The organism is Streptomyces brasiliensis (assembly GCF_014647875.1).
Taxonomy (GTDB): Bacteria; Actinomycetota; Actinomycetes; order Streptomycetales; family Streptomycetaceae; genus Streptomyces; species Streptomyces brasiliensis.
On the sequence record NZ_BMQA01000004.1, the window covers coordinates 200,097 to 225,678 of the forward strand.

Here is a 25,582-nt window from a genome sequence, read left to right on the forward strand (position 1 = left end):
CCTTGCCTCCTCGCCTGACTTCGTCGATCGAAGCTAGCCGTACGCTCCTCTGACTGTCAATGTCGAAGTCAGCTCCCTACCATGGGTGCCATGGAGTGGCTTGAGGCGAGCACGGAGAACTGCACGGTCCAGCGCACGCTCGACGTCGTCGGCGAGAAGTGGACGCTGCTGATCCTGCGGGACGCGGCGAACGGGGTCAGCCGCTTCGACGACTTCCGCCGTCACATCGGCCTGTCCGAGGCGGTGCTGAGCGACCGGCTCCGGAAGCTGACCGCAGCCGGCATCCTCAGGACCGTGCCGTACCAGGAGCCGGGCAGCCGCTCCCGCAACGAGTACCGGCTGACCCGCAAGGGCTGGGACCTGTGGCCCGTCCTCATCGCACTCCGGCAGTGGGGCGAGACGTACGCCGCCGACCCGGAGGGCCCCGTCCTGGACATCCACCACTCCGCGTGCGGAGCCCCGGTGCGGGTCGTCGTCGAGTGCGCCGAGGACCGCGCGGCCCTGACCCCGAGGGACGTCACGGCCCGGCCGGGACCCGGGGCGCACCGCAGGTCGTGACGCGGGCTTCACGTCCACGCCGGTGTACGAGCCCGACCCGCGCTGGGTCCGGGAGGGCCGCTTCCTGCCCTTCGACACCCCGCGGCCGGTGACCGTGGGGCCCGCTGTCGAGGGTCTGGAGCATGTCTACGACTCCCCCGGCCAGATCGAGTTCGAGCCGGCCGGCACGCGGCACCGGCTCACCGCGTTCAACGGCTCCGCGCCCGGCTCCCTGATGGTGCTGTTCACCGACCGGACCTCCGGCGTGACCACGTACGCGGCGAACCGCTCCCTGCAGATCGCCGCGCCCGACGCCGAGGGCCGGGTCACGATCGACTTCAACCGCGCCGGCAATCTGCCCTGCGCCTACACGGACCTGGCGACCTGCCCGCTGCCACCGGCGGAGAACCGGCTGCCGATCGCGGTCGAGGCGGGCGAGAAGATCCCCTTGGAGCGCGCTGGCCGGCCCTGACGGGTGCCGGTCAGGCCGACGTGGGTTTCCTGCTGAAGGAAGTGACGGGCCGCTCCAGGCGTTCGCCGTCGACGGTGATGTCCACCTCCTCGTTGTAGAAGGCGAGGAGGCCCTGGACGGCGCCGACCGCGGGCAGCGGGTCCGGGTAGCTCCACAGGATGTTCGGCGGCACGTCGGCCTCGCCCCGCCAGGACCAGTACTCGGCCGTGCCCTTGTAGGGGCAGCCGGTGTGGTGGTCGGTGGGCTCCAGCAGGTCGAGGCGGACGTCCTCGCGCGGGATGTAGTACCGCGTGGGCAGGCCGGTCTCGAAGACCAGCACCGGGCGGTGGGTGTCGGCGACAACTGTGCCGTCGATCTCGACCCGGACGTGCCGGCTGCTCGGGACGGCGTCGACGCGCTTGTACGGGTCCCGGGGGTGGACGAAGATCTCTTCCTCCTCCTCGTACCAGTGGTCGAGGCCCCTGCCGCTGCGCCGGAACCACTCGAAGGCGATGTGGTCGGCGAGGTCGGCGGCGGGGAAGGTCCAGGCGGCGTTCTCCAGCGGCTCGCCGTCGATCTCCAGGTCGTAGAAGATCCGCGAGCCGGTGTGCGTGCCGGTCCGCGGGTTCTTCGCGGGCCGGAGGAGGTCCTCGCGCACCTCCGCGCGCGGGAAGGCGTACAGCGGGACGGGGCTGTCCGGCTCCCAGACGAGGACGGGGTGACGGCTGTCGACGACGGTGACCTCGCCGGCGCGGCCGCGCACCCAGCGCTCGCTGGGCTCCCACAGGAGGCCTTCCGGGGTTGTCCGCACGCCTCGCGCGGTGGGGAATGGGGTCATGACCGGCTCTCCTCGGGCTTGCTCACGCGGTGACTCGGGCGACGCGGGGACGGCAGCGACGCTTCAACCGTATCGAGCCGGGGGTGGACGGACACGGCACGTGGAACGGCGCAGTACCGACGGGTGGCTGCCGTCGGTGGCCTTGCCCCGCTTCCACCCCGCACCTAGCCTTACTTTGTGCCGCCAATAAACAAAACCCGTACGCACAGCGCCGTGCCGGGTACCGACCTCACCCGCCTCCGGATCGCGATCACCGCCTTCTTCGCCCTCGACGGTTTCGTCTTCGCCGGCTGGGTCGTCCGCATCCCCGCCGTGAAGGAACAGACCCACGCCTCGGCCGGCGCCCTCGGGCTCGCGCTCCTCGGCGTCTCCGCCGGAGCGGTCGTCACCATGACACTCACCGGACGCCTGTGCCGCCGGTACGGCAGCCATCCGGTCACGGTCGGATGCGCCGTCCTGCTCTCCCTCAGCGTCGCCCTGCCGCCGCTCACCCACTCGGTGGCCGCCCTGGGCGCCGTCCTGCTGGTCTTCGGGGCCGCGTACGGCGGGATCAACGTGGCCTTCAACAGCGCCGCCGTCGATCTCGTCGCCGCGCTCCGGCGGCCGATCATGCCGAGCTTCCACGCGGCCTTCAGTCTCGGCGGGATGATCGGTGCGGGCCTGGGCGGGCTGGTCGCCGGAGCCCTCTCTCCCACCCGGCACCTGCTCGGCCTGACCGTCGTCGGGCTGCTCGTGACCGCCGCCGCGGGCCCCACCCTCCTACGGCACGAGCCGCCGCGACCGGTGGACCACCCTGCCGGCACCGGCACAGAAGGCCCACGGCGCCTCGACGGCCGTACGCGTTGGCTGGTGGTCGTCTTCGGCCTGATCGCGCTGTGCACGGCGTACGGTGAAGGCGCCATGGCCGACTGGGGCGCCCTCCACCTCCAGCAGGACCTGGAGACTTCGGCGGGGCTCGCGGCGGCGGGGTACTCGGCCTTCGCACTCGCCATGACCGTCGGCAGACTCACCGGGTCGACTCTGCTCGAACGGCTCGGCCGGACCCGTACCGTGGTCGCGGGCGGCACCACCGCGGCCGTGGGCATGCTGCTCGGCTCGCTGGCTCCCTCCGTCTGGGCGGCGCTGCTCGGCTTCGCCGTCACCGGACTCGGTCTCGCCAATCTCTTCCCGGTCGCCATCGAGCGCGCGGGCAGACTCGCCGGGCCGAGCGGCGTGGCCGTCGCCTCCACGCTCGGCTACGGGGGCATGCTCCTCGGGCCGCCCGCGATCGGCTTCATGGCCGAGGCGTTCTCGTTGTCCGCCGCCCTCACGAGCGTCGCCGTGCTCGCGGGCGTCGCCACGCTCATCGGCTTCCTCACGCGGCACGCGGCGACCGGCTGAGCGATACGCACGCGTGCGGCATGCACCCCGTACGCGTACGTAGTACCGCACAGCCATTCGCCGGAGGCCTGCCGGCGCTGCGGCAGCGTGACGCGCGCGGGTCGCGGAGCTGTTCCGGCGAGCCGCGGACGCGATCCCCCTGGAGGGGCCCGCGGGCCCCTCCACGGCGGTGAGCCGGGCCGCGCCGACGGTGGTGCAGGCCGGTTTCGACCCGGGTGCCGCGCGGCGCAGCGCCCGCGGGCCCTGTGGCACGCGAACATCCGCGACGCCTGGACCACGCTCCTCGCCGGCTACGCGCGTGCCTCGTCGACCACCACGAGGGCCGACCCGGCCGCGCCTGGCACCGGGTCCACCGCACCCTGACCGGGGGGCGGCGACGGCCTTCCCGCCCCGCACGGCCGCACCGCGCCGTCCAGTTGGTCAACGACGTCGAATCCGGCGCCCGCCCACGACACCTCCCGCCGCCACAGCCTCGCACGCAGGTACGCCTCCCGAACCCGGCGCCCGGCCCGTCCCGCCGCTGACGCCGAACCCGCGCCGACAAAAGCATCCCGGCTCAACAAAAGGTGCATGCGCCCGGGGCGTGGCCCATCGTGTGAACCATGGCGCAGGCCCCGTCGACGCAGAGTCCCAGCTCCACACGGCCCGCCGGGAGCAGGGCCGGCGCCTCTTCTCGGCACGCGACCTGGTCGTCCTCGCCGTCCCGGTCGCCGGAGCGGTCCTCGGGATCCTCGCCCTGGCGCTCGGCCGGCGCAGCCTCTGACCGCCCTCGACGCCCGAAAGGTGCCCCGTGACCAGTCAAGTCCCCGCGAACCGGCCCGCGTACGGCGTCCACTCGGAGGTCGGCAGGCTGCGCAAGGTGCTCGTGTGCGCGCCCGGCCTCGCCCATCGCCGGCTGACCCCGACCAACGTCGACGACCTGCTGTTCGACGACGTGATGTGGGTGGAGAACGCCCAGCGCGACCACGCCGACTTCGTCAACAAGCTGCGTGAACGGGACATCGACGTCGTCGAGTTGCACGATCTGCTCGCGCACACCATGGCCGACCCGATGGCGCGGGACTGGCTCCTGGACCGGAAGATCGTCGCCAACGAGGTCGGCCTCGGGCTGATGGAGACCACGCGGGCCTATCTGGAGACCCTGGAGCCGACCCAGCTGGCCAAGTACCTGATCGGCGGTCTGTCCACCGCCGACCTCCCGGACGAGTACCGCTCCGACTACATCGCGCTGGCCCGCGAGTCCACCGGCGGCCGCGGGTATCTGATGCCGCCGCTGCCCAACACCCTCTACACGCGTGACACGACGTGCTGGCTGTACGGCGGGCTCACCCTCAACCCGCTGTACTGGCCCGCACGGCACGACGAGACGCTGCTGATGAAGGCGATCTACACGTTCCATCCCGACTACGCGGGCTGCACCGTGTGGTGGGGCGACCCCGAACTCGACTGGGGGCAGGCTTCGTTCGAGGGCGGCGACATCATGCCGGTCGGCAACGGGATCGTCCTCATGGGCATGAGCGAGCGCACCTCCCGGCAGGCGGTCACCCAGGTCGCGAAGGCGCTGTTCGACCAGGGCGCCGCCGAGCGTGTCGTCGTGGCCGCCATGCCCAAGCTGCGCTCCGCGATGCACCTCGACACGGTGTTCACCTTCGCCGACCGCGACGTGGTGACGCTGTATCCGAAGATCATGGACGGAGTCCACGCCTTCTCGCTGCGCCCCGGGGACCGGGCACCGGGCGTCGAGATCACCGACGAGGGCTCCACCCCGTTCGTCGACGTGGTCGCCGACGCGCTCGGTCTGCCCCGGCTGCACGTCGTGGAGACCGGCGGCGACGTGTACGCGTCCGAGCGGCAGCAGTGGGACAGCGGCAACAACGCGGTCGCGCTGGAACCGGGCGTGGTGATCACGTACGACCGCAACACCCAGACGAACAACCTGCTGCGCAAGGCCGGTATCGAGGTGATCACGATCGTCGGCGCCGAGCTGGGCCGGGGCCGGGGCGGCGGCCACTGCATGACCTGCCCGATCGTCCGGGACCCGGTCGATTTCTGAGGCCCGTCGCGTCGCATGGGGCACACTCGCCTCATGGAGACTGCCGACTTCCTTCAGACCCTGGACCGGGAGGGCCGGCTGCTGGCGGCGGCCGCCGAGCGCGCGGGCACCGGGGCCGAGGTGCCGTCCTGCCCGCGCTGGCAGGTGCGCGACCTGTTGCGGCACACGGGCAGCGTGCACCACTGGGCCACCGGTTTCGTGGCCGAGGGGCACACCGCTCCCCGGCCCATGGGCGAGCTCCCGGACCTTGACGGCGACGAGCTGGTGGCCTGGTACCGGGACAGTCACCGCCGGCTGCTCGACACCCTGGCCGGCGCACCTGCCGACCTGGATTGCTGGACCTTCCACCCCGCGCCCAGCCCGTCGCCGCTGGCGTTCTGGACCCGGCGGCAGGCGCATGAGACGACCGTGCACCGTCATGACGCCGAGTCGGCGGGCGTCGGCACCCCGTCGCCGGTCGCCGCGGACTTCGCGGTGGACGGCATCGACGAGCTGTTGCGCGGCTTCCACGCCCGCCGCAGGAGCCGGGTCCGTACCGACGGGCCGCGCGTGCTGCGAGTGCGGGCCGTCGGCGCGGAGGGGTGTGCGGACGCGGTGTGGACCGTACGGCTGTCGGCCGGGCCGCCGATGACCACGCGCGACGAATCGGGTCCGGCGGCGGCCGAACTGTCCGGTCCTGCCGATCAGTTGTACCTGGCGCTGTGGAACCGGGTGCCGCTGCCCAGCGTGACGGGCGACGCCGCACTGGCCGACCTGTGGCGGGAGACGTCCGCGATCTGACGCCGGCAGACCGTCGAGCGGTGCGTCGGCCGGCCTCCGCGATCCGACGGCAGACGCTCGAGCGGGCCGCGGCGGTCAGCCGTCCAGCATCCGTGTCAGTACCGCGCGCTGCGCCGGAAGCAGTTCGCCGTACAAGGCGCGCCCCTTCACCGTGAGCGCCACACGCACGCCCCGCCGGTCCTCGGCACACATGGCTCGCTCGACAAGGCCGTCCTTCTCCAGGCGTGCGATCAGGCGGGACAGCGCACTCTGGCTGAGGTGGACGCGGTCGGAGATCTCCTGCACGCGGTAGGCGCAGCCGCCGTCCCCCGCGGAGCCCTCGGAGAGCAGGTCGAGGACCTCGAAGTCGCTGGCGCACAGCCCGTGGCCGTGCAGCACGCGGTCGATCTCGCACTGGGTTCGGGCGTGCAGGGCGAGGATGTCCCGCCACTGGTCCACGAGTGCCTGTTCGGCCTTCTTCGCCGCCATGGGCGCACCGTAGCAGAACCGAGGAAGTACCACGGTCTGCCGTCGATCGTCTGCGGCATCGTCGTGGCTGGGCTGAGCCCCGCGCCCCTTCGGGGTGCGGGGCTCAGCCCAGCCAGCCGGGCCGTACCAGCCCCGACTCGTAGGCCAGCACGACGAGTTGGGCGCGGTCTCGGGCGCCGAGTTTCACCATCGTGCGGCTCACGTGGGTCTTGGCGGTGAGCGGGCTGACGACCAGGCGGCGGGCGATCTCCTCGTTGGACAGGCCGATGCCGACCAGGGCCATCACCTCCCGTTCACGCTCGGTGAGTTGACCGAGGGCGTCGGCGGCCGCGGGTTCCTTGGAACGGGCCGCGAACTCGGCGATGAGACGGCGGGTGACCCCGGGTGACAACAGCGCGTCGCCCTCCACCACCGCCCGCACCGCGCGCACCAGTTCGTCCGGCTCGGTGTCCTTGACCAGGAAGCCGGAGGCGCCGGAGCGGATCGCCTCGAAGACGTACTCGTCGAGCTCGAAGGTGGTCAGCATCACCACCTTGACGTCCTTGAGCTCCGCCGTCTCCGTGATCCGCCGGGTGGCGGCCAGGCCGTCGAGCAGCGGCATGCGGATGTCCATCAGGACGACGTCGGGGCGCAGTTCGCGCACCGTGCGCAGGGCCTCCTCGCCGTCGGCCGCCTCACCGGCCACCTCGATGTCGGGCTGCGCGTCGAGCAGCGCCCTGAACCCGGCCCGCACCAGCGACTGGTCGTCGGCGAGCAGTACTCGGATCACCGGTCGTCCTCCTTGGCCTTCGCCTGCAACGGCAGGACCGCGAGCACCCGGAAGCCGCCGTCGGGGCGCGGGCCCGCCTCGATCGTGCCACCGAGGGCACCGGCCCGCTCCCGCATTCCGGCCAGCCCGTTGCCGCTGCCGCCCGCGTCGGCCCCGGTCGCGGGCCCGTCGTCGTCGATGCGCAGCCGCAGCGTGCCGGCGTCGTGCTCCAGGCGCACGCGCGCGTGCCGCGAGCCCGAATGCCGTACGACGTTGGTGAGGGCCTCCTGGACGATGCGGAAGGCGGCAAGGTCGGCGCCCGGCGCGAGCCGCGGGGCCGTGCCCTCGACCTCGACGGCGAGGCCCGCGCCGGCCGCCTGTTCCACCAGTTCGGGGAGCCGGTCCAGGCCGGGCGCGGGGGCGCGCGGCGCGGCACCGGGGGCACGCAGGGTGTCCAGGACCTGACGCACCTCTCCGAGCGCCTCCTTGCTCGCGGCCTTGATAGTGGTGAGCGCCTCGCGCGCCTGCTCGGGGTCGCTGTCCAGAAGCGCGAGGCCGACGCCCGCCTGGACGTTGATGACGGAGATGCTGTGGGCGAGCACGTCGTGCAGCTCGCGGGCGATCCGCAGCCGCTCCTCGTCCGCGCGCCGCCGGGCCGCCTGTGCACGGTCGGCGCGCTCCCGGGCCCACTGCTCGCGTCGCACTCTGGCCAGTTCGGACACGGCGACGATGGCCACCACCCAGGTCGCGACGACGATCTCCTGGCCGATGTTCGCGCTCTGGTCCCCGGCGGGTGGCAGCCAGCGGTAGAGCCAGAGCGCGACGAGGGCATGTCCGGCCCAGAGCATCCCCATCGACACCCAGGCGGCCCACCGGCGGCCCGCGACGATCGCGCTGAAGCAGGCCACGGCGACGGCCAGGAAGACCGGGCCGTAGGGGTATCCGGCGCCCAGGTAGAGCAGCGTGGTGGCGGCCGTACCGAACGCCACGAAGGCCGGGTACCGCTGCCGCCACAGCAGCAGCCCCGAGGCCACCACGAGCAGCACGCGCGCGTAGCCATTGAGCGGGACACGGTGGATCTGCTCGTGCGCGGCGAAGTGCGAGCCGATCAGCACGAAGGCGGTGAGCAGCACGGTGGAGCGCCACGGCCAGCGAGGGGCGGGCGGCTCGGCGTCGTCGGTGCGGTGCCACCACGGGGGCCCGTACCGCCACCACTGTGACGGACCGGGCCCGCGCACACGCTGCTCTTCCATGACGGCCACGCTAGACGTCGGCGCGCCGTGGGGGCGTCAGCCGGGCGTGGTGATCACGCGTACTTCCCGGGGAGTATGCCGGCGCGGCTGGTGCTGTGGCCGGAAAGGTTCACCGGCTCGCGACGCCCGGCAAACCTTCCCGGCCACAGCACTAGCGCAGTCCCACGTCGTGCGCGAGCCCGGTCACCGCATGCCGGAAGAACGCCTCGCGGTCCTCCACCACCCGGTGGAACTGGCCGAACAGTTCGAACCCCACCAGCCCGAAGAGCTGCGCCCAGGCCACCACCAGCGCGGCCGCCACCTCGGGCGGAAGGCCCGGGGTGAGGTCGGCGGCCATCCGCTCGGCCTCGGGCCGCAGCGCCTCGGAGAGGGGGAGGGCGGCGAGGCCGGGACCCTGGTGGGCGTCGCGGACGATGCCGATGAGGGCGAAGGCGACGCGGGAGGCGGGAGCGACGGTCGTCTCGGGCGCCGAGTAACCCGGCACGGGCGAGCCGTAGATCAGCGCGTACTCGTGCGGATGCTCCAGCGCCCAGCTGCGCACCGCCTCGCACACGGCCGTCCAGCGCGCCACGGGAGCGCTGCCCGCGGCCGCGTCGCGCGCCGTCTCCGCGGCCTGGCCGAGGGAGTCGTACGCGTCGATGATGAGTGCGGTCAACAGGTCGTCGCGGCTGGAGAAGTAGCGGTAGAGCGCGGAGGAGACCATGCCGAGTTCGCGTGCCACGGCGCGTAGCGAGAGCTTGGCCGCGCCGTCGGCCGCGAGCCGTCTGCGCGCCTCGTCCTTGATGGCCGCGGTGACCTCGATCCTGGCTCGCGCGCGGGCGCCCTGTGTGGTGCTCATGCACAGCAGTGTGCCATGAAGTCAGAGCGCTGCACACAAAAGAGAGCACTGCTCTTGCTCTGGAGCGGCTGTCTGCTCCAGACTGTTCATCAGCGAGAGCACCGCTCTCGAAAAGAGAGCCTCCAGGAGGAAATGGCCATGTCCACGCACGTGCAGAAGCCCGACTGGTTCACCGTCAACGTCTTCAACCGCGCGGTGGCGTGGCTGACCCGCCGGGGTATCAGCGTGTGGGGATCCCGGGTCCTCGCGGTCCGCGGACGCAAGAGCGGCCAGTGGCGGACCACGCCGGTGAACCTGCTGACCGTGGACGGGCAGCAGTACCTGGTCGCCCCGCGCGGGCACGTCCAGTGGACGCACAACATGCGCGCGGCCGGCGGCGGCGAGCTGCACCTGGGCAAGCGCAAGGACGTGTTCACCGCGACCGAGGTCGGCGACGACGAGAAAGTGCCGCTGCTGCGCGCCTACCTCAAGCGCTGGAAGATGGAGGTCGGGGTGTTCTTCAACGGAGTCGGCCCCGGCTCCCCCGACGCGGAGCTGCGCCGCATCGCCCCCGACCACCCGGTCTTCCGGATCACCGTCACGAAGTGACCGTGTCCTGCGCGTCCCCCGCGCCCTCCCCGCTCTCCGCGGTCGCGGCCGGCCGGCGGTCCAGCGCGGTCAGGGCGCGGTGGGCCAGCGGGTGGGTGCGGACGAGCTCACCCAGGGACGTCGAGCCCTGCGTGATCTCCTTGAAGGCGTTCCAGGCAGGGCGGAAACCGGTGAGGACCGCATGGAAGAGCCCGGGCCGGCGCTCGAACACCGCGAGCATGCGCTTGCCGACGCTCATCTCGACGCCGAGCCCCGCCTTGATGGCGAAGGCGTAGTTGAGAGCCTGGCGGCGGGTGTCCACGGCGTCGTGCGCCTCGGCGATCCGCACCGCCCACTCACCGGCGAGCCGCCCCGAGCGCAGCGCGAAGGAGATGCCCTCGCGGGTCCAGGGCTCAAGCAGCCCGGCCGCGTCGCCGCAGACGAGGACCCGCCCACGGGACAGCGGGGAGTCGTCGGCGCGGCAGCGGGTCAAGTGCCCGGAGGAGATGGCCGGTTCGAAGCCGGCGAGACCGAGCCGGGCGATGAGGTCCTCCAAGTACCGCTTGGTCGCTGCGCCTTCCCCCCGCGCCGAGATCACGCCGACGGTCAGGGTGTCGCCCTTGGGGAAGACCCAGCCGTAACTGCCGGGCATCGGGCCCCAGTCGATGAGGACCCGCCCCTTCCAGTCCTCGGCGACCGTCTCCGGCACCGGGATCTCCGCCTCCAGACCGAGGTCGACCTGGTCCAGTTTCACGCCGACGTGCGCTCCTATGCGGCTGGCGCTGCCGTCGGCGCCGACGACCGCGCGAGCCAGGATCGTCTCGCCGCCCTGGAGGACGACGGCCACCGTGCGCCGGTCGGGCACCGCCGAGCCGTGCTGCTCGACCCGCTGCACCGTGGCGCCCGTGCGCAGTTCGGCGCCCGCCTTCTGCGCGTGCTCGACCAGCTGCTGGTCGAACTCGGGCCGGTTGATCAGCCCGAACAGCATCTGCCGGGAACGGCGTGTGCGGGTGAAGCGCCCGTTGTTGGAGAAGGTGACCGCGTGCACGCGGTCCTTCAGAGGCAGCTCGAAGCCGGGCGGCAGTGCGTCGCGCGAGGGGCCGATGATGCCGCCGCCGCACGTCTTGTAGCGGGGCAGCTCGGCCTTCTCCAGCAGCAGGACGCGGCGCCCCGCGACCGCCGCCGCGTAGGCCGCCGAGGCCCCTGCCGGTCCCGCGCCCACCACGACGACGTCCCACACCCGCTGTACCTCGTCCGCCGAAGAGTTGTCGCCGCTCACGATGGTCCGCTGCTCCGATCAAGCCGTCTCCACACCTGTCCCCCGCATCCTACGGCGGCCGTCGCCGCAGGCCACTGTGGGAGTATCGGTCGTACTCACAGCCACAACGTCGCACCCACGAGGAGCGTGCCCATGTCGTCGAATCCGGTCGCCGAGACCGTAGCCTCGCTGCTGCCCAGGGCGAAGGCGGAGCTCACCGAGCTGGTGGCCTTCAAGTCGGTGGCGGACTTCGACCAGTTCCCCCGGAGCGAGAGCGAGGGCGCCGCGAACTGGGTCGCCGACGCCCTGCGCGCCGAGGGGTTCCAGGACGTCGCCCTGCTCGACACCCCGGACGGAACGCAGTCGGTGTACGGCTTCCTGCCGGGCCCGGAGGGCGCCAGGACGGTCCTGTTGTACGCCCACTACGACGTGCAGCCCCCGCTGGACGAGGCCGCCTGGACCACCCCGCCGTTCGAACTGACCGAGCGCGACGGCCGCTGGTACGGCCGCGGTGCCGCCGACTGCAAGGGCGGCGTCATCATGCACCTGCTCGCCCTGCGCGCCCTCAAGGCGGGCGGCGGAGTCCCGGTGAACGTGAAGGTGATCGCCGAGGGCTCCGAGGAGCAGGGCACGGGCGGTCTGGAGCGGTACGCCGAACAGCACCCCGAACTGCTGGCGGCGGACACCATCGTCATCGGCGACGCGGGCAACTTCCGCGTCGGCCTGCCCACCGTGACCACGACCCTGCGCGGGATGACCCTGGTCCGTGTGCAGATCGACACCCTGGAGGGCAATCTGCACTCGGGCCAGTTCGGCGGCGCCGCCCCGGACGCCCTGGCCGCACTGATCCGCGTCCTGGACTCGCTGCGCGCCGAGGACGGTTCGACCACGGTCGACGGCCTCGCCCCCGAGACGAGCTGGGAGGGCCTGGAGTACACCGAGGAGCAGTTCCGTTCGGACGCCAAGGTGCTGGACGGCGTCGGGCTGATCGGCGAGGGCTCGGTCGCCGACCGCATCTGGGCCCGCCCCTCCGTCACGGTCCTCGGCATCGACGCCCCTCCGGTCGTCGGCGCCACCCCGTCCGTGCAGGCGAGCGCCCGCGCCCTGGTCAGCCTGCGGGTGCCGCCGGGCGTGGACGCGGCCGAGGCCGCCAAGCTGCTGCAGGCCCACCTGGAGGCGCACACGCCGTGGGGCGCTCGGGTGCGCACCGAGCAGATAGGCCAGGGCCAGGCCTTCCGCGCCGACACGAGCAGCCCCGCCTACCGGGCGATGGCCGAGGCGATGGCGGTGGCCTACCCGGGCGAGACGATGCAGTACGCCGGTCAGGGCGGCTCGATCCCGCTGTGCAACACCCTCGCCGGGCTCTACCCGGACGCGGAGATCCTGCTCATCGGCCTGAGCGAGCCGGAGGCGCAGATCCACGCCGTGAACGAGAGCGTGTCGCCCGAGGAGCTGGAGCGCCTCTCGGTGGCGGAGGCGCTGTTCCTGCGCAACTACGCGGCGGGCTGAACCGCTCTGCCCTCGGCAGAGGGTCCTCGCCCGCGGGCGGGGACCCTCTCTACGGTCTGCGCATGGACGTCATCGAGATCCTGCCCCGCCTCCACCTGCTGCGCTTCCCGGTCGGCCAGGCCTACCTCTGGGCCGACGGCGACGGGCTGACGCTCGTCGACGCCGGTCCGATCGGCTCCGGCAGGCCGATCGCCGAGGCGATCACCGCGCTGGGGCGGGCACCGGCGGACGTACGGCGGATCGTGCTGACCCATTTCCACGAGGACCACGTGGGCGGGGCGGGCGAGCTGGCCGAGACGACCGGGGCCGAAGTGCTGGCACACCGGCTGGACGCGTCGTTCGTGCGGGGCGAACTCCCGGGCCCGCCGCCGGTGTTCGAGGAGTGGGAGCGGCCGATCCACGCCGAGGCCGCGAAACATCTGCCGCAGGGCGAGCCGGTGCGTCCGGAGCGGGTCGCCGGCCTGTCCGACGGCGACGTGGTCGGCTTCGGCGGCGGCGCCCGCGTCGTCCCCGCCCCCGGTCACACGGACGGCAGCATCGCGCTCCATCTCCCCGAGCACGGTGTGCTGTTCACCGGGGACGCAGTGGCCGCGGCGCCGGTCACCGGGTCGGTGATGCTCGGTGTGTTCAACCTCGACCGCGCCCGGGCCGTCGCCTCCTTCCACCGGCTGGCCGCACTGGACGCGGACGTGGCCTGTTTCGGCCACGGTGATCCGGTGACCGGTCAAGCTTCGGCAGTACTTCGGAAAGCGGCGGACACGTACGAGGCCCCGCACTGAGCATCGGAGGATGCCACTCCCCCCGCGTCTGACCGCCCACACCGACATCGCCACCGCCCTGGCCCTCCGCAGCGACCGGGAACTCGCCGACCTGGTTTCGGCGGGCACCCCGCTCGGCGGCAGATCGGTCCGGATCACGGCCGAGGGCAGAGACGTCTTCGTGAAGCGGGTGCCGCTCACCGACGTCGAGCGGCTGCCGGAGAACGCGAGATCCACGGCGAACCTGTTCGGGCTGCCGTCGTTCTGCCACTACGGGACCGGTGCCGTCGGCAGCCCCGGCTTCGGTGCCTGGCGGGAGCTGGCCGCGCACACGATGACGACGAACTGGGTGCTCGCCGGGCACTGCCCCGCCTTCCCTCTGCTGCACCACTGGCGGGTGCTGCCCGGACCGCCCGGTCCCCTGCCGGACGGACTCGCCGACGTGGAGCGCGCCGTCACCTACTGGGGCGGCACCGACCAGCTGCGCGAGCGCATCGAGGCCCTGCGCACGGCGACCGCGAGCCTGACCCTGTTCCTGGAGTGGATCCCGTACACCCTCCGCGACTGGCTCGACGCCCGGCTGCGCACGGACGCGGCCGACGCCGCCTGCACCTTCGCGGCCCAGGGCCTCGACACCCTCGTCGACTTCCTCGACACACGCGAACTCCTGCACCTGGACGCCCACTTCGGCAACGTCCTCACCGACGGCAGGCAGCTCTATCTCGCCGGCTTCGGACTGGCGCTCAGCCCCCGCTTCCAGCTGGCCAGGGACGAGCACGACTTCCTGGAGCGGCACCGGCACTACGACCGCGCCGACACCGCCCGCCACTTGGTGATCCGGCTGGTCACCGCGCTGTACGGGTACGACCGCGAGGAGGGCGACGCCTTCGTGCGGGCCTGTGCGGACGGCGCGAGGCCGAAGGGGATCCCGCCCGCCGCGGCCGAGTTGCTGTCCCGGCACGCGCCGTTCGCCGCGACCATGGGCGAGTTCAGCCGGCGCTTCGAGAAGGAGAGCAGGCTGACGCCGTACCCGTACGCCTACAGCGGCGTCGCCCTCTGAGATCCGCAGTCGAGCTGCCAGGGCGTCAGCCCATCGGTGCGCCCGCCTCCAGATACAGCGCGGCGCCGCGCTCGCGGGCGCGCAGGGCCCAGCGCAGCCGCTCGTAGCGGACCGGCGGAAGCAGCTCGGCGGCCTCCTGCTCGGTGGCGAACCGCCAGCCGCGCAGTTCGGGGCCGGGCAGCACCAGAGAGCGGGCCTCGGCGGAGTCGAAGCGGCCGCCGTCGAAGAGGAGGCGCAGTCCGCCGTAGCCGGGGGGAGCGGCCGGCTCCCAGTCCACGACGAGCAACCGTGGCACCTTGTCCAGCCGGATTCCGGTCTCCTCGGCGACCTCGCGCATGCCCGCACGGGCGGGGGCCTCGCCGGGCTCGACGACACCGCCGGGGAACTCCCAGCCGGCCTTGTAGGTGGGGTCGACGAGCAGCACGCGGTCCAGCTCGTCGAAGAGCAGCACACCGGACGCGACCGTCTCGGCGGTGGGCTCGGGGGTCTGCACGATGTCGCAGACGGGCGCGGCGCCGCTGCCGACGGCCTCGGCGATGCGGACGGCCGTCTCGTACGGGGTGAGGGCGCTGGTGTCCACGAGGTGGGCGTCGGCGGTGAGCCAGGAGGCGAGGGCGGCGCGGTACGGCTCGATGCGGTCGTACGACCACTGCCGTACCCGGATCTCCCCGTCCAGCAGGTCGGGCGGGATGTCCCGCCCGGCTATTCGCTCGCGCAGGATCGTTTCCGCCGGGGCGAGGAGCAGATGGCGGACGCCGATCCGGCGGGCGGCGAGTCCGCCGAAGATCTCGTCGCGGTAGTCCTGGCGCAGCAGGGTCATGGGGACGACGACGGTCCCGCCGAGCTCGGCCAGCATCGCGGCCGCCGTGTCGATCACGAGTCGTCGCCAGATCGGCACGTCCTGGACGTCACCGACCTCGGCGAGGTGTTTGGCGGGCAGCAGCCGCGTGAGCGTGCCGCTGATGACCTCAGGGTCGAAGAGCGTGCTGTTCGGGATCAGGTCGACCAGTTCCCGTGCGGTGGTGGACTTCCCCGCACCGAACGCACCGTTGATCCAGACGATCACGGTTCCCCCTCTTCCGTTCCGTCGGCCCCCTGTGGCTTGCCCGCTCCACACTGCCACGGAAACCAGTTCTCGTTGAGGGCACACGGCCCGGTGCCGGTGACCCCGGGGTGGGGACACCGGCACCGGGCCGCATCCGTCGGTCCTACTCCTGCACCTCGGGCCCGTCGTGCGGGGCGGCGAAGCTGTCCTGGCTGATGGTGTGGTCGACCGTGCCGAGGGTGTCCGAGACGTTCAGATCCCCGAGCAGGTCCTTGTCCGCACCCTGAGACGGGGTGATCGCGGCCACGACGAATCCGGTGGCGAGGGAGGCGATGGCGAGCATGCTGCGCTTCTTCATGCCCGGATCAACTACGGAACCGGCCGGGGGTCACGCAGGTGGGCGCGAGCGGCGCCACCGGGTCACCGTCCGCGGTGAGGAGTGCCCCACGCGCGAACCCGACGGGCACATCCACGTCGACACGGACGTGAACCGCAACGACGCGGCGGTCCGCCACATCCTGGCGGCGGCCTTCGGCCTGGCCCCCGACCTCCCGACCGAGATCACGACGGGCTGCGGCCTGCGCGTGCCGTATGTCATGCCGTTCTCGCACCCGGAACGCGTCACGTGCCCGTCGCGCCGCGAACACGCGGCCCGCGAGCACGTGTGCCTCGCCGGAACCCTGGAGAGCCGCCCGGACCTGCCCGCCGCGCCCCGCGGGCGGGCAGCCCACCACCGCGACCTGGCACGCCGCTTCCGGGAAACCTGAGGGAAACCGGCGGCGAGAAGCAGCGTGGACGCCAATTCAACACAACCAAACCGTTGTCGAGCCCCTTCCAACAGACTCCGACACGTCCTACCGTGAACGCACATCAATGACGCGTACATGGTGTCATTTCGCTTTCGCGAGTCGGAGGAGCGTAACGATGCGTCACCCTCACACCCGCACGACCCGCACCCATCGCCGAAGACTGGTCGGAGCACTCGCCGCAGCGCTGCTGTGCGCCGCCGGGCTCGCCGTGCCCGCCGCGGCCGTCCCCGTCCGGGCCGCCGCCGCGCCCGCCCCGGCCGACGGCCTCGCCCTCACCCCGCCGATGGGCTTCAACAACTGGAACTCCACCCACTGCCGTGCCGAGTTCAACGAGGACATGGTCAAGGGGATCGCCGACCTCTTCGTCGAGAAGGGGCTGAAGGACGCCGGGTACCAGTACGTCAACCTCGATGACTGCTGGGCCCTGCCGTCCCGCGACGCGAACGGCAAGTTGGTGCCGGACCCGGCCCGTTTCCCCAACGGGATCAAGGCGGTTGCCGACTACATCCACGCCAAGGGGCTCAAGCTCGGCATATACACCAGTGCCGGCACGAAGACGTGCAACAGCGCCGGCTTCCCGGGCGCCCTGGGCCACGAGTACAGCGACGCCCAGCAGTTCGCGGACTGGGGCGTCGACTACCTCAAGTACGACAACTGCAACAACCAGGGCGTGGACGCCAAGCAGCGCTACACCACCATGCGTGACGCGCTGAAGGCGACCGGCCGCCCCATCGTCTACAGCATCTGCGAGTGGGGCCAGAACAAGCCCTGGGAGTGGGCCACGGACATCGGTCAACTCTGGCGCACGACCGGCGACATCAGCGACAACTGGGGTTCGATGCTGTCGATCCTGAAGCAGAACCTGCCGCTCGCGCCGTACGCCGGTCCCGGCCACTGGAACGACCCCGACATGCTGGAGGTCGGCAACGGTGGCATGACCGACACCGAGTACCGCTCGCACTTCTCGATGTGGTCGGTCATGGCCGCCCCGCTCCTCATCGGCTCCGATCTGCGCAAGGCGTCGCAGGCGACCTTCGACATCCTGGACAACAAGGAAGTCATCGCGGTCGATCAGGACCCGCTGGGCAAGCAGGGCACCGTCGTCTCGTCCGAGGCCGGACGGTGGGTCGTCGCGAAGGAGATGAGCGACGGCAGCCGGGCGGTCGCGCTGTTCAACGAGTCGAGCAGCGCGCAGCGCATCGCGACGACGGCCCGGGCCGTGGGCCTGCCGGAGGCCGACGCCTACACCCTGCGCGACCTGTGGCAGCACCGCAGTTACAACACCGCGAGCACCATCTCGGCTACCGTCCCGGCCCACGGCACGGTTCTGGTCCGGGTCTCTGCCGACCGCCGCTGGGCCGCGAACCCGCCCGCCGTCGAACTCGGCCTGGACAGCGGCCCGTACGTCGAGGCCGGCACCCCGGCCACGCTGACGACGACGGTCACCGACCTCGGCCGCACCCCCGCCCGGCGGGTCTCCGTGTCTCTCGGCGGGCCAGAGGGCTGGACCGTCACCCCGGCGTCGCCCACGGTCAAGGACGCCCTGCCGACCGGGAGTTCGCTGCGCACCGACTGGACGGTGACCGCTCCACCGGGCACGCCGACCGGGTCGTACGACCTGACGCTCCGGGCCGACTACCGCTCGCCCACCGGCCAAGAGGTCGCCGGCAGCCTGCCGTTGACCGCGCACGTCGTGGTGCCGCCCCCGTCCGGGACGTCGTACCTCGGTGATCTGCCGTGGCTGTCGGCCACCAGCGGCTGGGGGCCCGTGGAGCGGAACACCAGCAACGGAGAGAGCGCGGCGGGCGACGGCAACCCGATCACCCTGGGCGGCGTCGTGTACGCCAGGGGCCTCGGCGTGCACGCCCAGAGCGACGTCGCCTACTACACCGGCAAGGCGTGCGAGACGGTCACCGCGGACGTCGGGGTCGACGACGAGAAGGGCGCGAACGGCACCGTCGCGTTCGAGGTCTGGGCGGACGACACCCTGGTCGCCTCGACCGGCGTCCTGACCAACGCGATGCCGCCCCAGCCGCTCACGGCGAATGTCACCGGCGCCGAGGTGGTCCGCCTCGTCGTCACCGACGGCGGCGACGGCATCGACTCGGACCACGCGGACTGGGCGGACGCGCGTATCGGCTGCTGAGCCGCGCCCGCCCGGCGCGAGTACGTTCCTGCCCCGGCCGGGAGCCCGGACCCAGACCCCCACGGTCGTGTCCGGCTTCCCGGCCGGTGGGACGCGGAGAGTATCGGCACGGCACGGCAGGCGCCGGCCGGCACGGACCCAACCGGCGCCTGAGGACCGAACCCGAGGCCCCTCGGCACGTGCGACCGACCCGGCGCGGCCAAGACAGGCCCGGCCGGCGTCTGCGCCCGAAAAGGTCCGGCACCGCACGTGAGAGCCACCCGGCGCAGGAGGCCGGCTCTGCGTGTGAGGCGGACCCTGCGCACCAACGTCCTCCTCAGACCTGGAGACCGCGCCTCAGGCCCGAGAGTCGCCTCACACCCCCGCCCCGGTCGCGTCCTGCTTCCTCGCCAGCGCGGCGGCGGCCGCGCCCACCAGGCCCGCGTCCGTACCCATCTGCGCGGGCACGACCGTCAGCCGCTGCACGAAGGACAGGGTCGCGTAGTCGGCGAGGGACTTGTGCAGCGGTGTGAACAGGACGTCACCCGCCTTGCCCACTCCCCCGCCGATCACCGCGATGTCGATCTCCACGAGGGTCGCGGTCGCCGCTATCCCGGCGGCCAGCGCCTGCGCGGCGCGCTCGAAGGACGCCACCGCGACCGGATCCCCGGCGCGGGCGGCCTCCGCGACCGCCGCCGCGGACATGTCGCCGTCGGGGCCCGGCAACCAGCCCTCGTCCAGCGCGCGCCGGGCGATGTTCGGACCGCTGGCGATCCGTTCCACGCAGCCGCGCGAGCCGCAAGGGCACGGGTCGCCGTCCAGGTCGACGCTGATGTGGCCGATGTGACCCGCGTTGCCCGTGGGTCCGGGGTGCAGCCGGCCGCCCAGGACCAGTCCGCCGCCGACGCCCGTGGAGACCACCATGCACAGCGCGTTGTCGTGCCCCCGGGCGGCGCCCTGCCAGTGCTCGGCCGCCGTGATCGCCACACCGTCCCCGATCAGCTCGACCGGCAGACCACCGGTGGCCTCGCGCACCCGCTCGACGAGCGGGAACCCACGCCAGCCGGGCACGTTCACCGGACTCACGGTGCCCGCGGAGGCGTCCACCGGCCCCGCGCTGCCGATGCCGATGGAGTCAGCGCGTCCCCAGAGCGGCGACCCGGCGAGTTCGCCGAGCACCGCCGTCACGGCCCGCATGACGGACTCGCCGTCCTCCTGCGCGGGCGTGGGGCGCTGCGCGCGCACGTGGATCCGTCCGTGGCCGTCCACCAGCGCGCCGGCGATCTTCGTGCCGCCGATGTCGAGCGCAGCCACGAGGTCGGTGTGCATCAGAGTCGAATCTCCCCGTCAACCATGAGAAAGCCAAGAGAAAGCGGCAGGCCGGTCTCGCCATGGAGGGCTGGGCCCGGTAAGTGCGGTGGACAGTGTCCCCTGCAGCTGACAACGTTGTCCAGGCTCTATGCTCGACTCCACATCCTCATACAAACCCACGGACCCACGCACCACCCCCCGTGCACGAGGGAGCACCGCCCCCGTGGACAAGACGGACGACAGGACAGGACGCCGCATCGTGCCCGACACCACCCGCCGCGCAGACCGCCTTCCCGGAAACCGCTACGGCAACCGTCCGACGATGAAGGACGTGGCGGCGCGCGCCGGTGTGGGGCTCAAGACGGTGTCGCGCGTCGTCAACGGAGAGCCCGGGGTCACCCCGGACACGGAGCGCCGCGTCCAGGAGGCCATCGAGGCGCTCGGCTTCCGCCGCAACGACAGCGCGCGGGTGCTGCGCAAGGGCCGCACCGCGAGCATCGGCCTGGTCCTGGAAGATCTGGCGGACCCGTTCTACGGCCCGCTCAGCCGCGCGGTCGAGGAGGTGGCCCGGGCCCATGGCGCGCTGCTGATCAACGGCTCCAGCGCGGAGGACCCGGAGCGCGAGCAGGAACTGGCGCTGGCGCTGTGCGCCCGGCGTGTGGACGGTCTCGTGATCATCCCGGCCGGGGACGACCACCGGTATCTGGAGCCGGAGATCAAGGCGGGCGTGGCGACGGTGTTCGTGGACCGCCCGGCCGGGCGGATCGACGCCGACGTCGTCCTGTCCGACAACTTCGGCGGCGCCCGCGACGGCGTGGCCCATCTGATCGCCCACGGTCACCGGCGGATCGGCTTCGTCGGCGACATGCCCCGCATCCACACCGCGGCCGAGCGACTGCGCGGCTACCGGGCCGCGATGGAGGACGCCGGGATACCGGTCGAGGACGCGTGGATGTCGCTGGGCGCCACCAGCCCGGAGCGGGTACGCCAGGCGGCGGTGGACATGCTCGGCGGCCCGTCTCCCGTCACCGCGATCTTCGCCGGCAACAACCGGGTCACCGTCACCGTGATCCGCGTCCTCGCCGGGCACAGGCGCCCCGTCGCCCTCGTCGGCTTCGACGACATTGAGCTCGCCGATCTGCTCGACCCGGGTGTCACCGTGATCGCCCAGGACGCGGCGGCGCTCGGTCGCACCGCCGCCGACCGGCTCTTCCGGCAGCTCGACGGGACGCTGATCGCACCGGAGCGCATCGAACTGCCGACCCGGCTGATCATGCGTGGCTCGGGCGAGCTGCCCCCGGCGGACTAGCGGCGCATGGCCGGCCGGAGTGTGGAGGCGCTGGGACTGAGCGCATCGAACTGCCGACCCGGCTGATCATGCGTGGCTCGGGCGAGCTGCCCCCGGCGGACTAGCGGCGCATGGCCGGCCGGAGTGTGGAGGCGCTGGGACTGGAGGACCTGGGGCTGGACCGGGCCCCCCGGGACCATCCGCTCCTCTACCCGGGCGCCTGGCCCGAGGCGTCCGGACTCCTCGACGGGGACCGTCTGTGGCCCCTCGACGGCGACGACTTCGCCCGCGCCGGACGCACGCCCGTCCTCGCCGTCGGCTCCAACGCCTGCCCGGGCCAGCTGCGCCACAAAATGGCCGAGTCCGGAATCGTCTCGCCGGTGCCGATGGTGAAGTGCGTGGTCATCGGTCTCGGCATCGGTGTCTCGGCGCGTGTGAGCGTCATGGGCTACGTCTCGGCGTCGCCCTTCCTCACGCCGGGCGCGGTACGGGAGTTGCTCGTCACGTGGTTCGACGCCGGGCAACTGGCCGTGATCGAGGCGAGCGAGCGGGCGTACGACCGTGCTTGGCCGCCCGGATCGGACATCCGGATCGAGACGGACGCGGGCGAGCGGCTGCCGGCGCGTTCGTGTACGTCAACCGGCACGGCGTACTGCACGACGGCGCCGGCGCGCCCCGCGGACATCCGGGACAGCGTGCGCTGCTCACCGAACTCCTCGGGAAATCGACGCGGTTGAAGGATCTGTTCGGCGGCACGCCCGAGGACTCGTGACGCGGGTGCGCGCGGACCGGTCGCTCTGCGCGCGGGGCACGCGGGTGTTCGCGGAGGAGGAACGGGTGACGGCGTCGGGTCTGGAACGGTACGTCGGCAGTCAGCAGACCGGCAGTCCCGGCACCGGTTCGTCGTTCCTGCCGCCCTTGGCGTAGACGTCGCTGACGTACACGCCGGTGTTTCCGCTGTCGTCGTCGGTCTGCGCCCACCAGACGTTGGTCCACCGGCCGTAGGTCTCCCGGCGGCCCGGATTCGCCTGGCAGTAGAAGTGGTCGGTGCCCGGCCGGCATCGGCTGCGGCAGGTCCGCTACGTGCCGGAGACCGTCAGATCGCCCCGCCGCGGCTTCGCGAACCCCTCGAGGCCGGCCCGGGTCAGCCCGGTCGCCTCGGAGACCTCGGCGAGGTCGAGGGCACCGCAGTCCAGGCCGTGCAGCAGATAGCCGCTGAGGGCCTTGGCCGTGGCGGGCTCGTCCATGACGTCACCGCCCACGCGGCCGGCGTACCGCGCGAGCCGGGCGGCCGCCTGCTCGAAGCCCTCGCGGTAGAAGGCGAAGACGGCGGCGTAGCGGGTGGGGAGGTGGCCGGGGTGCATGTCCCAGCCCTGGTAGTAGGCGCGGGCCAGGGCGCGGCGGGTGAGGCCGTAGTGGAGGCGCCAGGCGTCGTGGACCTGCTCGGTCGGGCCGACCGGCAGTACGTTGGTCGAGCCGTCCGACAGCCGTACCCCGGTGCCCGCCGCCGCGACCTGCATGACCGCCTTGGCGTGATCGGCCGCCGGGTGGTCGCTCGCCTGGTAGGCGGCGGAGACGCCGAGGCAGGCGCTGTAGTCGAAGGTGCCGTAGTGCAGTCCGGTGGCCCGGCCCTCGGCGGCCTGGATCATGCGGGCCACGGTCGCGGTGCCGTCGGTGGCCAGGATGGACTGGCTCGTCTCGATCTGGATCTCGAAGCCGATCCGGCCGGGCTCGAGTCCGCGCGCCTTCTCGAAGGCCTCGAGGAGGCGGACCATGGCGGTGACCTGTTCGGGGTACGTCACCTTCGGCAGGGTCAGCACCAGGCCCTCGGGCAGCCCGCCCGCCTCGATCAGCCCGGTGAGGAAGACGTCGAGGGTGCGGATGCCCCGGTCGCGCACCGCGGCCTCCAGGCACTTCATGCGGATGCCCATGTACGGGGCCGCCGTGCCCGTGGCGCAGGCCTCGGCGATCAGCCGGGCCGCACGGGCGGCGGCCTCGTCCTCCTCGGTGTCGGGGCGGGGGCCGTAGCCGTCCTCGAAATCGACGCGCAGGTCTTCGATCGGCTCGCGCTCCAGCTTGGCGCGGACGCGGGAGTGGACGGGTTCGGCGAGGCCGTCGGGCAGCCCCAGTACGGCGGCGAAGGAGGCGGCGTCCGGGGCGTGTTCGTCGAGGGCGGCGAGGGCCCGGTCGCCCCAGGAGCGGAGGGTGTCGGCGGCGAAGACGTCACCGGGGACGTAGACGGTGTGGACGGGCTGGCGGGTGCCGGGGTCTCCGGGGTAGGCGCGCTCCAGTTCGGCGTCGACCGGGGCGAGGGAGGCGCTGATCTTTTCGCTGACGGAGCCAGTGAGACTCGTCGTCACCTTCTCCTGCTGACCCATACCACACCCTCCATTTTCCGCTATACGGAATCAACAATCCGTAGAACGAAGTTATCTGTGCGGCTTCTCGCTGGTCAACACCCCGTCCACAGGCTGATCGGCCGCGTTCACTCCGGCTGACAAGTACCTCTACGCGCCCTTTCGCACATCGGCCCGCACCCTCATCCTGACCCGTCGGGAGGGATTCACATGCCGGACACCCACGCAATGACGCGACGCATGGGGCTGCGAACGGTTTTCGCCGCCACCGTCGTCACCCCGCTGCTCGGCACGCTGCCCGCGTCCGCCGCCCGGCCCGCCGACCTCCGCCTGGAGGTCATGACGTTCAACCTGCGCTTCGCGAGCACCACCGAGCCCAACAGCTGGACCGTCCGCCGCCCGGTGATGCGTGAGCTCTTACGCCGGGAGGCACCCACCGTCCTCGGCACCCAGGAGGGCCTCTACCAGCAACTGCGCGACATCGACGCCGATCTCGGACCGCACTACGACTGGATCGGCACCGGCCGCGAGGGCGGCAGCCGCGACGAGTCCGTGGCCCTCTTCTACGACACCCGGCGCCTGGCTCCCGTCGAGCACGACACCTTCTGGCTCTCCGACACACCCAGGGAGATCGGCTCGAACACCTGGGGCGCCGCGTTCCCCCGCATCGTCACCTGGGTCCGCTTCCGCGATCGGCGCGCCGGCCGGGAATTCCGCGTCCTCAACACGCACCTCGACCACGCGAGCCAGTACGCACGCGAGCGCGGCGCCTCGCTCATCGCCCGGCGGATCGCCGAGTTCGGCTCCCTGCCCCTCGTCGTGACCGGCGACTTCAACGCCGCCGCCCACAAGAACGCCGCCTACGACACCCTGCTGGCCGCCGGACTCGTCGACACCTGGGACGCGGCAGCCGAACGCGGCCCGCTGTACAGCACCTTCCACGGCTACCGGCCCCTCGTGCCGGACGGCGACCGCATCGACTGGATCCTGACCTCACCCGGCGCCGTCACTCGCCGGGCGACGATCAACACGTTCTCGCGGGGCGGCCAGTTCCCGAGCGACCACCTGCCTGTCCAGGCGTCCCTGACCCTGTGACACACGAAGGCCCTCGTGACCGGCGCACGGTCACGAGGGCCTTCGGCAGTCCGGCGGCGATCAGCCCTTGCGGGTGTTGATCTCCTCGGTGAGCTGCGGGACGACGTCGAAGAGGTCGCCGACCACGCCGTAGTCGACCAGGTCGAAGATCGGGGCCTCGGCGTCCTTGTTGATCGCCACGATCGTCTTCGAGGTCTGCATACCGGCCCGGTGCTGGATCGCACCCGAGATACCGGACGCGATATACAGCTGCGGAGAGACCGACTTGCCGGTCTGGCCGACCTGGTTGGTGTGCGGGTACCAGCCCGCGTCCACCGCCGCCCGCGAGGCACCCACCGCGGCACCGAGGGAGTCCGCGAGCGCCTCGATGATCGCGAAGTTCTCCGCACCGTTGACACCACGGCCACCGGAGACCACGATCGCCGCCTCGGTCAGCTCCGGACGCCCCGTCGACTCACGCGGGGTGCGGCTGGTGACCTTGGTGCCGGTCGCCTTCTGCGAGAAGGACACGTTCAGGGCCTCGACCGCGCCGGCGGCCGGAGCGGCCTCCACGGCCGCGCTGTTCGGCTTGACCGTGATGACCGGCGTGCCCTTGATGACACGGGACGTGGTGGTGAACGACGCCGCGAACACCGACTGGGTGGCCACCGGACCCTCCTCGGAGGCCTCCACGTCGATGGCGTCGGTGATGACGCCCGACCCGATCCGCAGCGCCAGACGCGCGGCGATCTCCTTGCCCTCCGCCGAGGACGGCACCAGCACGGCCGCCGGGGACACGGCCTCGTAGGCGGCCTGCAGCGCATCGACCTTCGGCACGACCAGATAGTCGGCGTACTCGGCGGCGTCGTGCGTCAGCACCCGCACCGCACCGTGCTCGGCAAGCGTGGCAGCCGTGTCGGCGCCACCCGCACCGAGCGCGACCGCGACCGGCTCACCGATACGGCGGGCCAGGGTCAACAGCTCCAGGGTGGGCTTACGGACCACGCCGCCTGCGTGGTCGACGTAGACGAGGACTTCAGCCATGGGAATGCTCTCCTGCTCAAATCAGTTGACG

24 protein-coding genes and 3 pseudogenes are annotated in these 25,582 nt (G+C 72.2%); 15 read left to right on the plus strand and 12 right to left on the minus strand.

Annotation, left to right across the window (positions count from 1 at the left end; all coding sequences use genetic code 11):
* The first annotated feature begins 90 nt into the window (after positions 1-90).
* Both IEZ19_RS08630 and IEZ19_RS08635 read left to right on the plus strand, forming a co-directional pair.
* Positions 91-558 carry a winged helix-turn-helix transcriptional regulator gene (locus IEZ19_RS08630; RefSeq protein ID WP_189310489.1) on the plus strand — a complete coding sequence of 156 codons (468 nt, stop codon included), beginning with the start codon at positions 91-93 and terminating at the stop codon, positions 556-558.
* A 1-nt stretch (position 559) separates the two neighbouring features.
* A pseudogene (locus tag IEZ19_RS08635) lies at positions 560-1,009 on the plus strand (DUF1684 domain-containing protein); the annotation flags it as partial.
* A 10-nt stretch (positions 1,010-1,019) separates the two neighbouring features.
* Here IEZ19_RS08635 and IEZ19_RS08640 read toward each other — a convergent pair.
* The gene (locus tag IEZ19_RS08640) at positions 1,020-1,826 is read right to left on the minus strand and encodes a DUF427 domain-containing protein (RefSeq protein ID WP_189310490.1); all 807 of its coding nucleotides are present in this window, start codon (positions 1,824-1,826) and stop codon (positions 1,020-1,022) included.
* A 213-nt stretch (positions 1,827-2,039) separates the two neighbouring features.
* Here IEZ19_RS08640 and IEZ19_RS08645 point away from each other — a divergent pair, with 213 nt between their 5' ends.
* The 4 genes from IEZ19_RS08645 to IEZ19_RS08660 all read left to right on the plus strand — a co-directional run bounded on the left by IEZ19_RS08645 (position 2,040) and on the right by IEZ19_RS08660 (position 6,039).
* Positions 2,040-3,206: an MFS transporter gene (locus tag IEZ19_RS08645; RefSeq protein ID WP_189310491.1), complete on the plus strand. Its 1,167-nt coding sequence runs from the start codon at positions 2,040-2,042 to the stop codon at positions 3,204-3,206.
* A gap of 583 nt (positions 3,207-3,789) precedes the next feature.
* Positions 3,790-3,969, plus strand: coding sequence for a hypothetical protein (locus IEZ19_RS08650; protein ID WP_189310492.1), 180 nt, complete (start codon positions 3,790-3,792; stop codon positions 3,967-3,969).
* A 27-nt stretch (positions 3,970-3,996) separates the two neighbouring features.
* Positions 3,997-5,259, plus strand: a complete 1,263-nt coding sequence (locus tag IEZ19_RS08655) for an arginine deiminase (RefSeq protein ID WP_189310493.1) — start codon at positions 3,997-3,999, stop codon at positions 5,257-5,259.
* A gap of 33 nt (positions 5,260-5,292) precedes the next feature.
* Positions 5,293-6,039, plus strand: coding sequence for a maleylpyruvate isomerase family mycothiol-dependent enzyme (locus IEZ19_RS08660; protein ID WP_189310494.1), 747 nt, complete (start codon positions 5,293-5,295; stop codon positions 6,037-6,039).
* Positions 6,040-6,114: 75 nt separating this feature from the next.
* Here IEZ19_RS08660 and IEZ19_RS08665 read toward each other — a convergent pair whose 3' ends face one another.
* The 4 genes from IEZ19_RS08665 to IEZ19_RS08680 all read right to left on the minus strand — a co-directional run bounded on the left by IEZ19_RS08665 (position 6,115) and on the right by IEZ19_RS08680 (position 9,346).
* A complete protein-coding gene (locus tag IEZ19_RS08665; protein ID WP_189310495.1) occupies positions 6,115-6,507 on the minus strand; it encodes a MarR family winged helix-turn-helix transcriptional regulator in 393 nt (130 codons plus the stop codon).
* A 103-nt stretch (positions 6,508-6,610) separates the two neighbouring features.
* Complete coding sequence (locus IEZ19_RS08670; protein ID WP_189310496.1) at positions 6,611-7,276, minus strand: response regulator transcription factor; 666 nt, start codon at positions 7,274-7,276, stop codon at positions 6,611-6,613.
* Positions 7,273-8,517 (minus strand): sensor histidine kinase, encoded by a 1,245-nt coding sequence (locus IEZ19_RS08675; protein WP_229840088.1) that lies wholly within the window; start codon positions 8,515-8,517, stop codon positions 7,273-7,275. Before IEZ19_RS08675 ends, IEZ19_RS08670 begins: the two co-directional genes overlap by 4 nt.
* Before the next feature lie 142 nt (positions 8,518-8,659).
* On the minus strand, positions 8,660-9,346 hold the full coding sequence (locus IEZ19_RS08680) for a TetR/AcrR family transcriptional regulator (RefSeq protein WP_189310498.1): 687 nt from the start codon (positions 9,344-9,346) through the stop codon (positions 8,660-8,662).
* 138 nt (positions 9,347-9,484) lie between these two features.
* Here IEZ19_RS08680 and IEZ19_RS08685 point away from each other — a divergent pair, with 138 nt between their 5' ends.
* Entirely contained in the window at positions 9,485-9,934 is a 450-nt protein-coding gene (locus IEZ19_RS08685) for a nitroreductase family deazaflavin-dependent oxidoreductase (RefSeq protein ID WP_189310499.1), read from the plus strand.
* Here the strand turns inward: IEZ19_RS08685 and IEZ19_RS08690 are convergent.
* The gene (locus IEZ19_RS08690; RefSeq protein WP_189310500.1) at positions 9,924-11,192 is read right to left on the minus strand and encodes a geranylgeranyl reductase family protein; all 1,269 of its coding nucleotides are present in this window, start codon (positions 11,190-11,192) and stop codon (positions 9,924-9,926) included. The genes IEZ19_RS08685 and IEZ19_RS08690 overlap by 11 nt on opposite strands.
* A 132-nt stretch (positions 11,193-11,324) precedes the next feature.
* Between IEZ19_RS08690 and IEZ19_RS08695 the strand changes: the two genes are divergently transcribed.
* From IEZ19_RS08695 to IEZ19_RS08705, 3 genes are all read left to right on the plus strand, one after another.
* Entirely contained in the window at positions 11,325-12,680 is a 1,356-nt protein-coding gene (locus IEZ19_RS08695) for a dipeptidase (RefSeq protein WP_189310501.1), read from the plus strand.
* 62 nt (positions 12,681-12,742) lie between these two features.
* Complete coding sequence (locus IEZ19_RS08700) at positions 12,743-13,459, plus strand: MBL fold metallo-hydrolase (protein ID WP_189310502.1); 717 nt, start codon at positions 12,743-12,745, stop codon at positions 13,457-13,459.
* A 10-nt stretch (positions 13,460-13,469) separates the two neighbouring features.
* Positions 13,470-14,498, plus strand: coding sequence for a protein kinase family protein (locus tag IEZ19_RS08705; RefSeq protein ID WP_189310503.1), 1,029 nt, complete (start codon positions 13,470-13,472; stop codon positions 14,496-14,498).
* Positions 14,499-14,523: 25 nt separating this feature from the next.
* On the opposite strand, the gene IEZ19_RS08710 is transcribed toward IEZ19_RS08705, so the two are convergent.
* Together IEZ19_RS08710 and IEZ19_RS08715 are read right to left on the minus strand one after the other, a co-directional pair.
* Positions 14,524-15,564 carry an NUDIX hydrolase gene (locus tag IEZ19_RS08710; protein ID WP_189310504.1) on the minus strand — a complete coding sequence of 347 codons (1,041 nt, stop codon included), beginning with the start codon at positions 15,562-15,564 and terminating at the stop codon, positions 14,524-14,526.
* A gap of 142 nt (positions 15,565-15,706) precedes the next feature.
* Positions 15,707-15,901, minus strand: coding sequence for a hypothetical protein (locus tag IEZ19_RS08715; RefSeq protein ID WP_189310505.1), 195 nt, complete (start codon positions 15,899-15,901; stop codon positions 15,707-15,709).
* Here IEZ19_RS08715 and IEZ19_RS08720 point away from each other — a divergent pair.
* Together IEZ19_RS08720 and IEZ19_RS08725 are read left to right on the plus strand one after the other, a co-directional pair.
* Positions 15,885-16,310 carry a hypothetical protein gene (locus IEZ19_RS08720; protein ID WP_229840090.1) on the plus strand — a complete coding sequence of 142 codons (426 nt, stop codon included), beginning with the start codon at positions 15,885-15,887 and terminating at the stop codon, positions 16,308-16,310. The two genes, IEZ19_RS08715 and IEZ19_RS08720, sit on opposite strands and share 17 nt — an antisense overlap.
* A 157-nt stretch (positions 16,311-16,467) precedes the next feature.
* Positions 16,468-18,498, plus strand: coding sequence for an NPCBM/NEW2 domain-containing protein (locus tag IEZ19_RS08725; RefSeq protein WP_189310506.1), 2,031 nt, complete (start codon positions 16,468-16,470; stop codon positions 18,496-18,498).
* A 354-nt stretch (positions 18,499-18,852) separates the two neighbouring features.
* Here the strand turns inward: IEZ19_RS08725 and IEZ19_RS08730 are convergent, their stop codons facing one another.
* Positions 18,853-19,806 carry an ROK family protein gene (locus tag IEZ19_RS08730; RefSeq protein WP_189310507.1) on the minus strand — a complete coding sequence of 318 codons (954 nt, stop codon included), beginning with the start codon at positions 19,804-19,806 and terminating at the stop codon, positions 18,853-18,855.
* A 241-nt stretch (positions 19,807-20,047) separates the two neighbouring features.
* On the opposite strand from IEZ19_RS08730, the gene IEZ19_RS08735 reads away from it, so the two are divergent.
* Positions 20,048-21,097: a LacI family DNA-binding transcriptional regulator gene (locus IEZ19_RS08735; protein WP_189310632.1), complete on the plus strand. Its 1,050-nt coding sequence runs from the start codon at positions 20,048-20,050 to the stop codon at positions 21,095-21,097.
* Between the two features lie 110 nt (positions 21,098-21,207).
* Positions 21,208-22,003: pseudogene (locus tag IEZ19_RS08740) on the plus strand (hypothetical protein).
* Here IEZ19_RS08740 and IEZ19_RS54140 read toward each other — a convergent pair.
* Positions 21,949-22,128 (minus strand): annotated as a pseudogene (locus tag IEZ19_RS54140) (serine/threonine-protein kinase); the annotation flags it as partial. The pseudogenes IEZ19_RS08740 and IEZ19_RS54140 sit on opposite strands and share 55 nt — an antisense overlap.
* A 27-nt stretch (positions 22,129-22,155) precedes the next feature.
* Positions 22,156-23,454 (minus strand): DUF6986 family protein, encoded by a 1,299-nt coding sequence (locus IEZ19_RS08745; RefSeq protein WP_189310508.1) that lies wholly within the window; start codon positions 23,452-23,454, stop codon positions 22,156-22,158.
* A gap of 189 nt (positions 23,455-23,643) precedes the next feature.
* Between IEZ19_RS08745 and IEZ19_RS08750 the strand changes: the two genes are divergently transcribed.
* A complete protein-coding gene (locus IEZ19_RS08750) occupies positions 23,644-24,528 on the plus strand; it encodes an endonuclease/exonuclease/phosphatase family protein (protein ID WP_189310509.1) in 885 nt (294 codons plus the stop codon).
* A 60-nt stretch (positions 24,529-24,588) separates the two neighbouring features.
* Here IEZ19_RS08750 and IEZ19_RS08755 read toward each other — a convergent pair whose 3' ends face one another.
* Positions 24,589-25,551 (minus strand): electron transfer flavoprotein subunit alpha/FixB family protein, encoded by a 963-nt coding sequence (locus IEZ19_RS08755; protein ID WP_189310510.1) that lies wholly within the window; start codon positions 25,549-25,551, stop codon positions 24,589-24,591.
* Between the last annotated feature and the right edge of the window lie 31 nt (positions 25,552-25,582).

Bases quoted from the DNA above. Each gene is read 5' to 3' on its own strand.
- IEZ19_RS08755 (WP_189310510.1), bottom strand. From the start codon at position 25,551: ATGGCTGAAGTCCTCGTCTACGTCGACCACGCAGGCGGCGTGGTCCGT.
- IEZ19_RS08745 (WP_189310508.1), bottom strand. From the start codon at position 23,454: ATGGGTCAGCAGGAGAAGGTGACGACGAGTCTCACTGGCTCCGTCAGC.
- IEZ19_RS08695 (WP_189310501.1), top strand. From the start codon at position 11,325: ATGTCGTCGAATCCGGTCGCCGAGACCGTAGCCTCGCTGCTGCCCAGG.
- IEZ19_RS08705 (WP_189310503.1), top strand. From the start codon at position 13,470: ATGCCACTCCCCCCGCGTCTGACCGCCCACACCGACATCGCCACCGCC.
- IEZ19_RS08665 (WP_189310495.1), bottom strand. From the start codon at position 6,507: ATGGCGGCGAAGAAGGCCGAACAGGCACTCGTGGACCAGTGGCGGGAC.
- IEZ19_RS08750 (WP_189310509.1), top strand. From the start codon at position 23,644: ATGCCGGACACCCACGCAATGACGCGACGCATGGGGCTGCGAACGGTT.
- IEZ19_RS08725 (WP_189310506.1), top strand. From the start codon at position 16,468: ATGCGTCACCCTCACACCCGCACGACCCGCACCCATCGCCGAAGACTG.
- IEZ19_RS08660 (WP_189310494.1), top strand. From the start codon at position 5,293: ATGGAGACTGCCGACTTCCTTCAGACCCTGGACCGGGAGGGCCGGCTG.
- IEZ19_RS08715 (WP_189310505.1), bottom strand. From the start codon at position 15,901: ATGAAGAAGCGCAGCATGCTCGCCATCGCCTCCCTCGCCACCGGATTC.
- IEZ19_RS08685 (WP_189310499.1), top strand. From the start codon at position 9,485: ATGTCCACGCACGTGCAGAAGCCCGACTGGTTCACCGTCAACGTCTTC.
- IEZ19_RS08720 (WP_229840090.1), top strand. From the start codon at position 15,885: ATGCTGCGCTTCTTCATGCCCGGATCAACTACGGAACCGGCCGGGGGT.
- IEZ19_RS08700 (WP_189310502.1), top strand. From the start codon at position 12,743: ATGGACGTCATCGAGATCCTGCCCCGCCTCCACCTGCTGCGCTTCCCG.
- IEZ19_RS08680 (WP_189310498.1), bottom strand. From the start codon at position 9,346: ATGAGCACCACACAGGGCGCCCGCGCGCGAGCCAGGATCGAGGTCACC.
- IEZ19_RS08640 (WP_189310490.1), bottom strand. From the start codon at position 1,826: ATGACCCCATTCCCCACCGCGCGAGGCGTGCGGACAACCCCGGAAGGC.
- IEZ19_RS08630 (WP_189310489.1), top strand. From the start codon at position 91: ATGGAGTGGCTTGAGGCGAGCACGGAGAACTGCACGGTCCAGCGCACG.
- IEZ19_RS08730 (WP_189310507.1), bottom strand. From the start codon at position 19,806: ATGCACACCGACCTCGTGGCTGCGCTCGACATCGGCGGCACGAAGATC.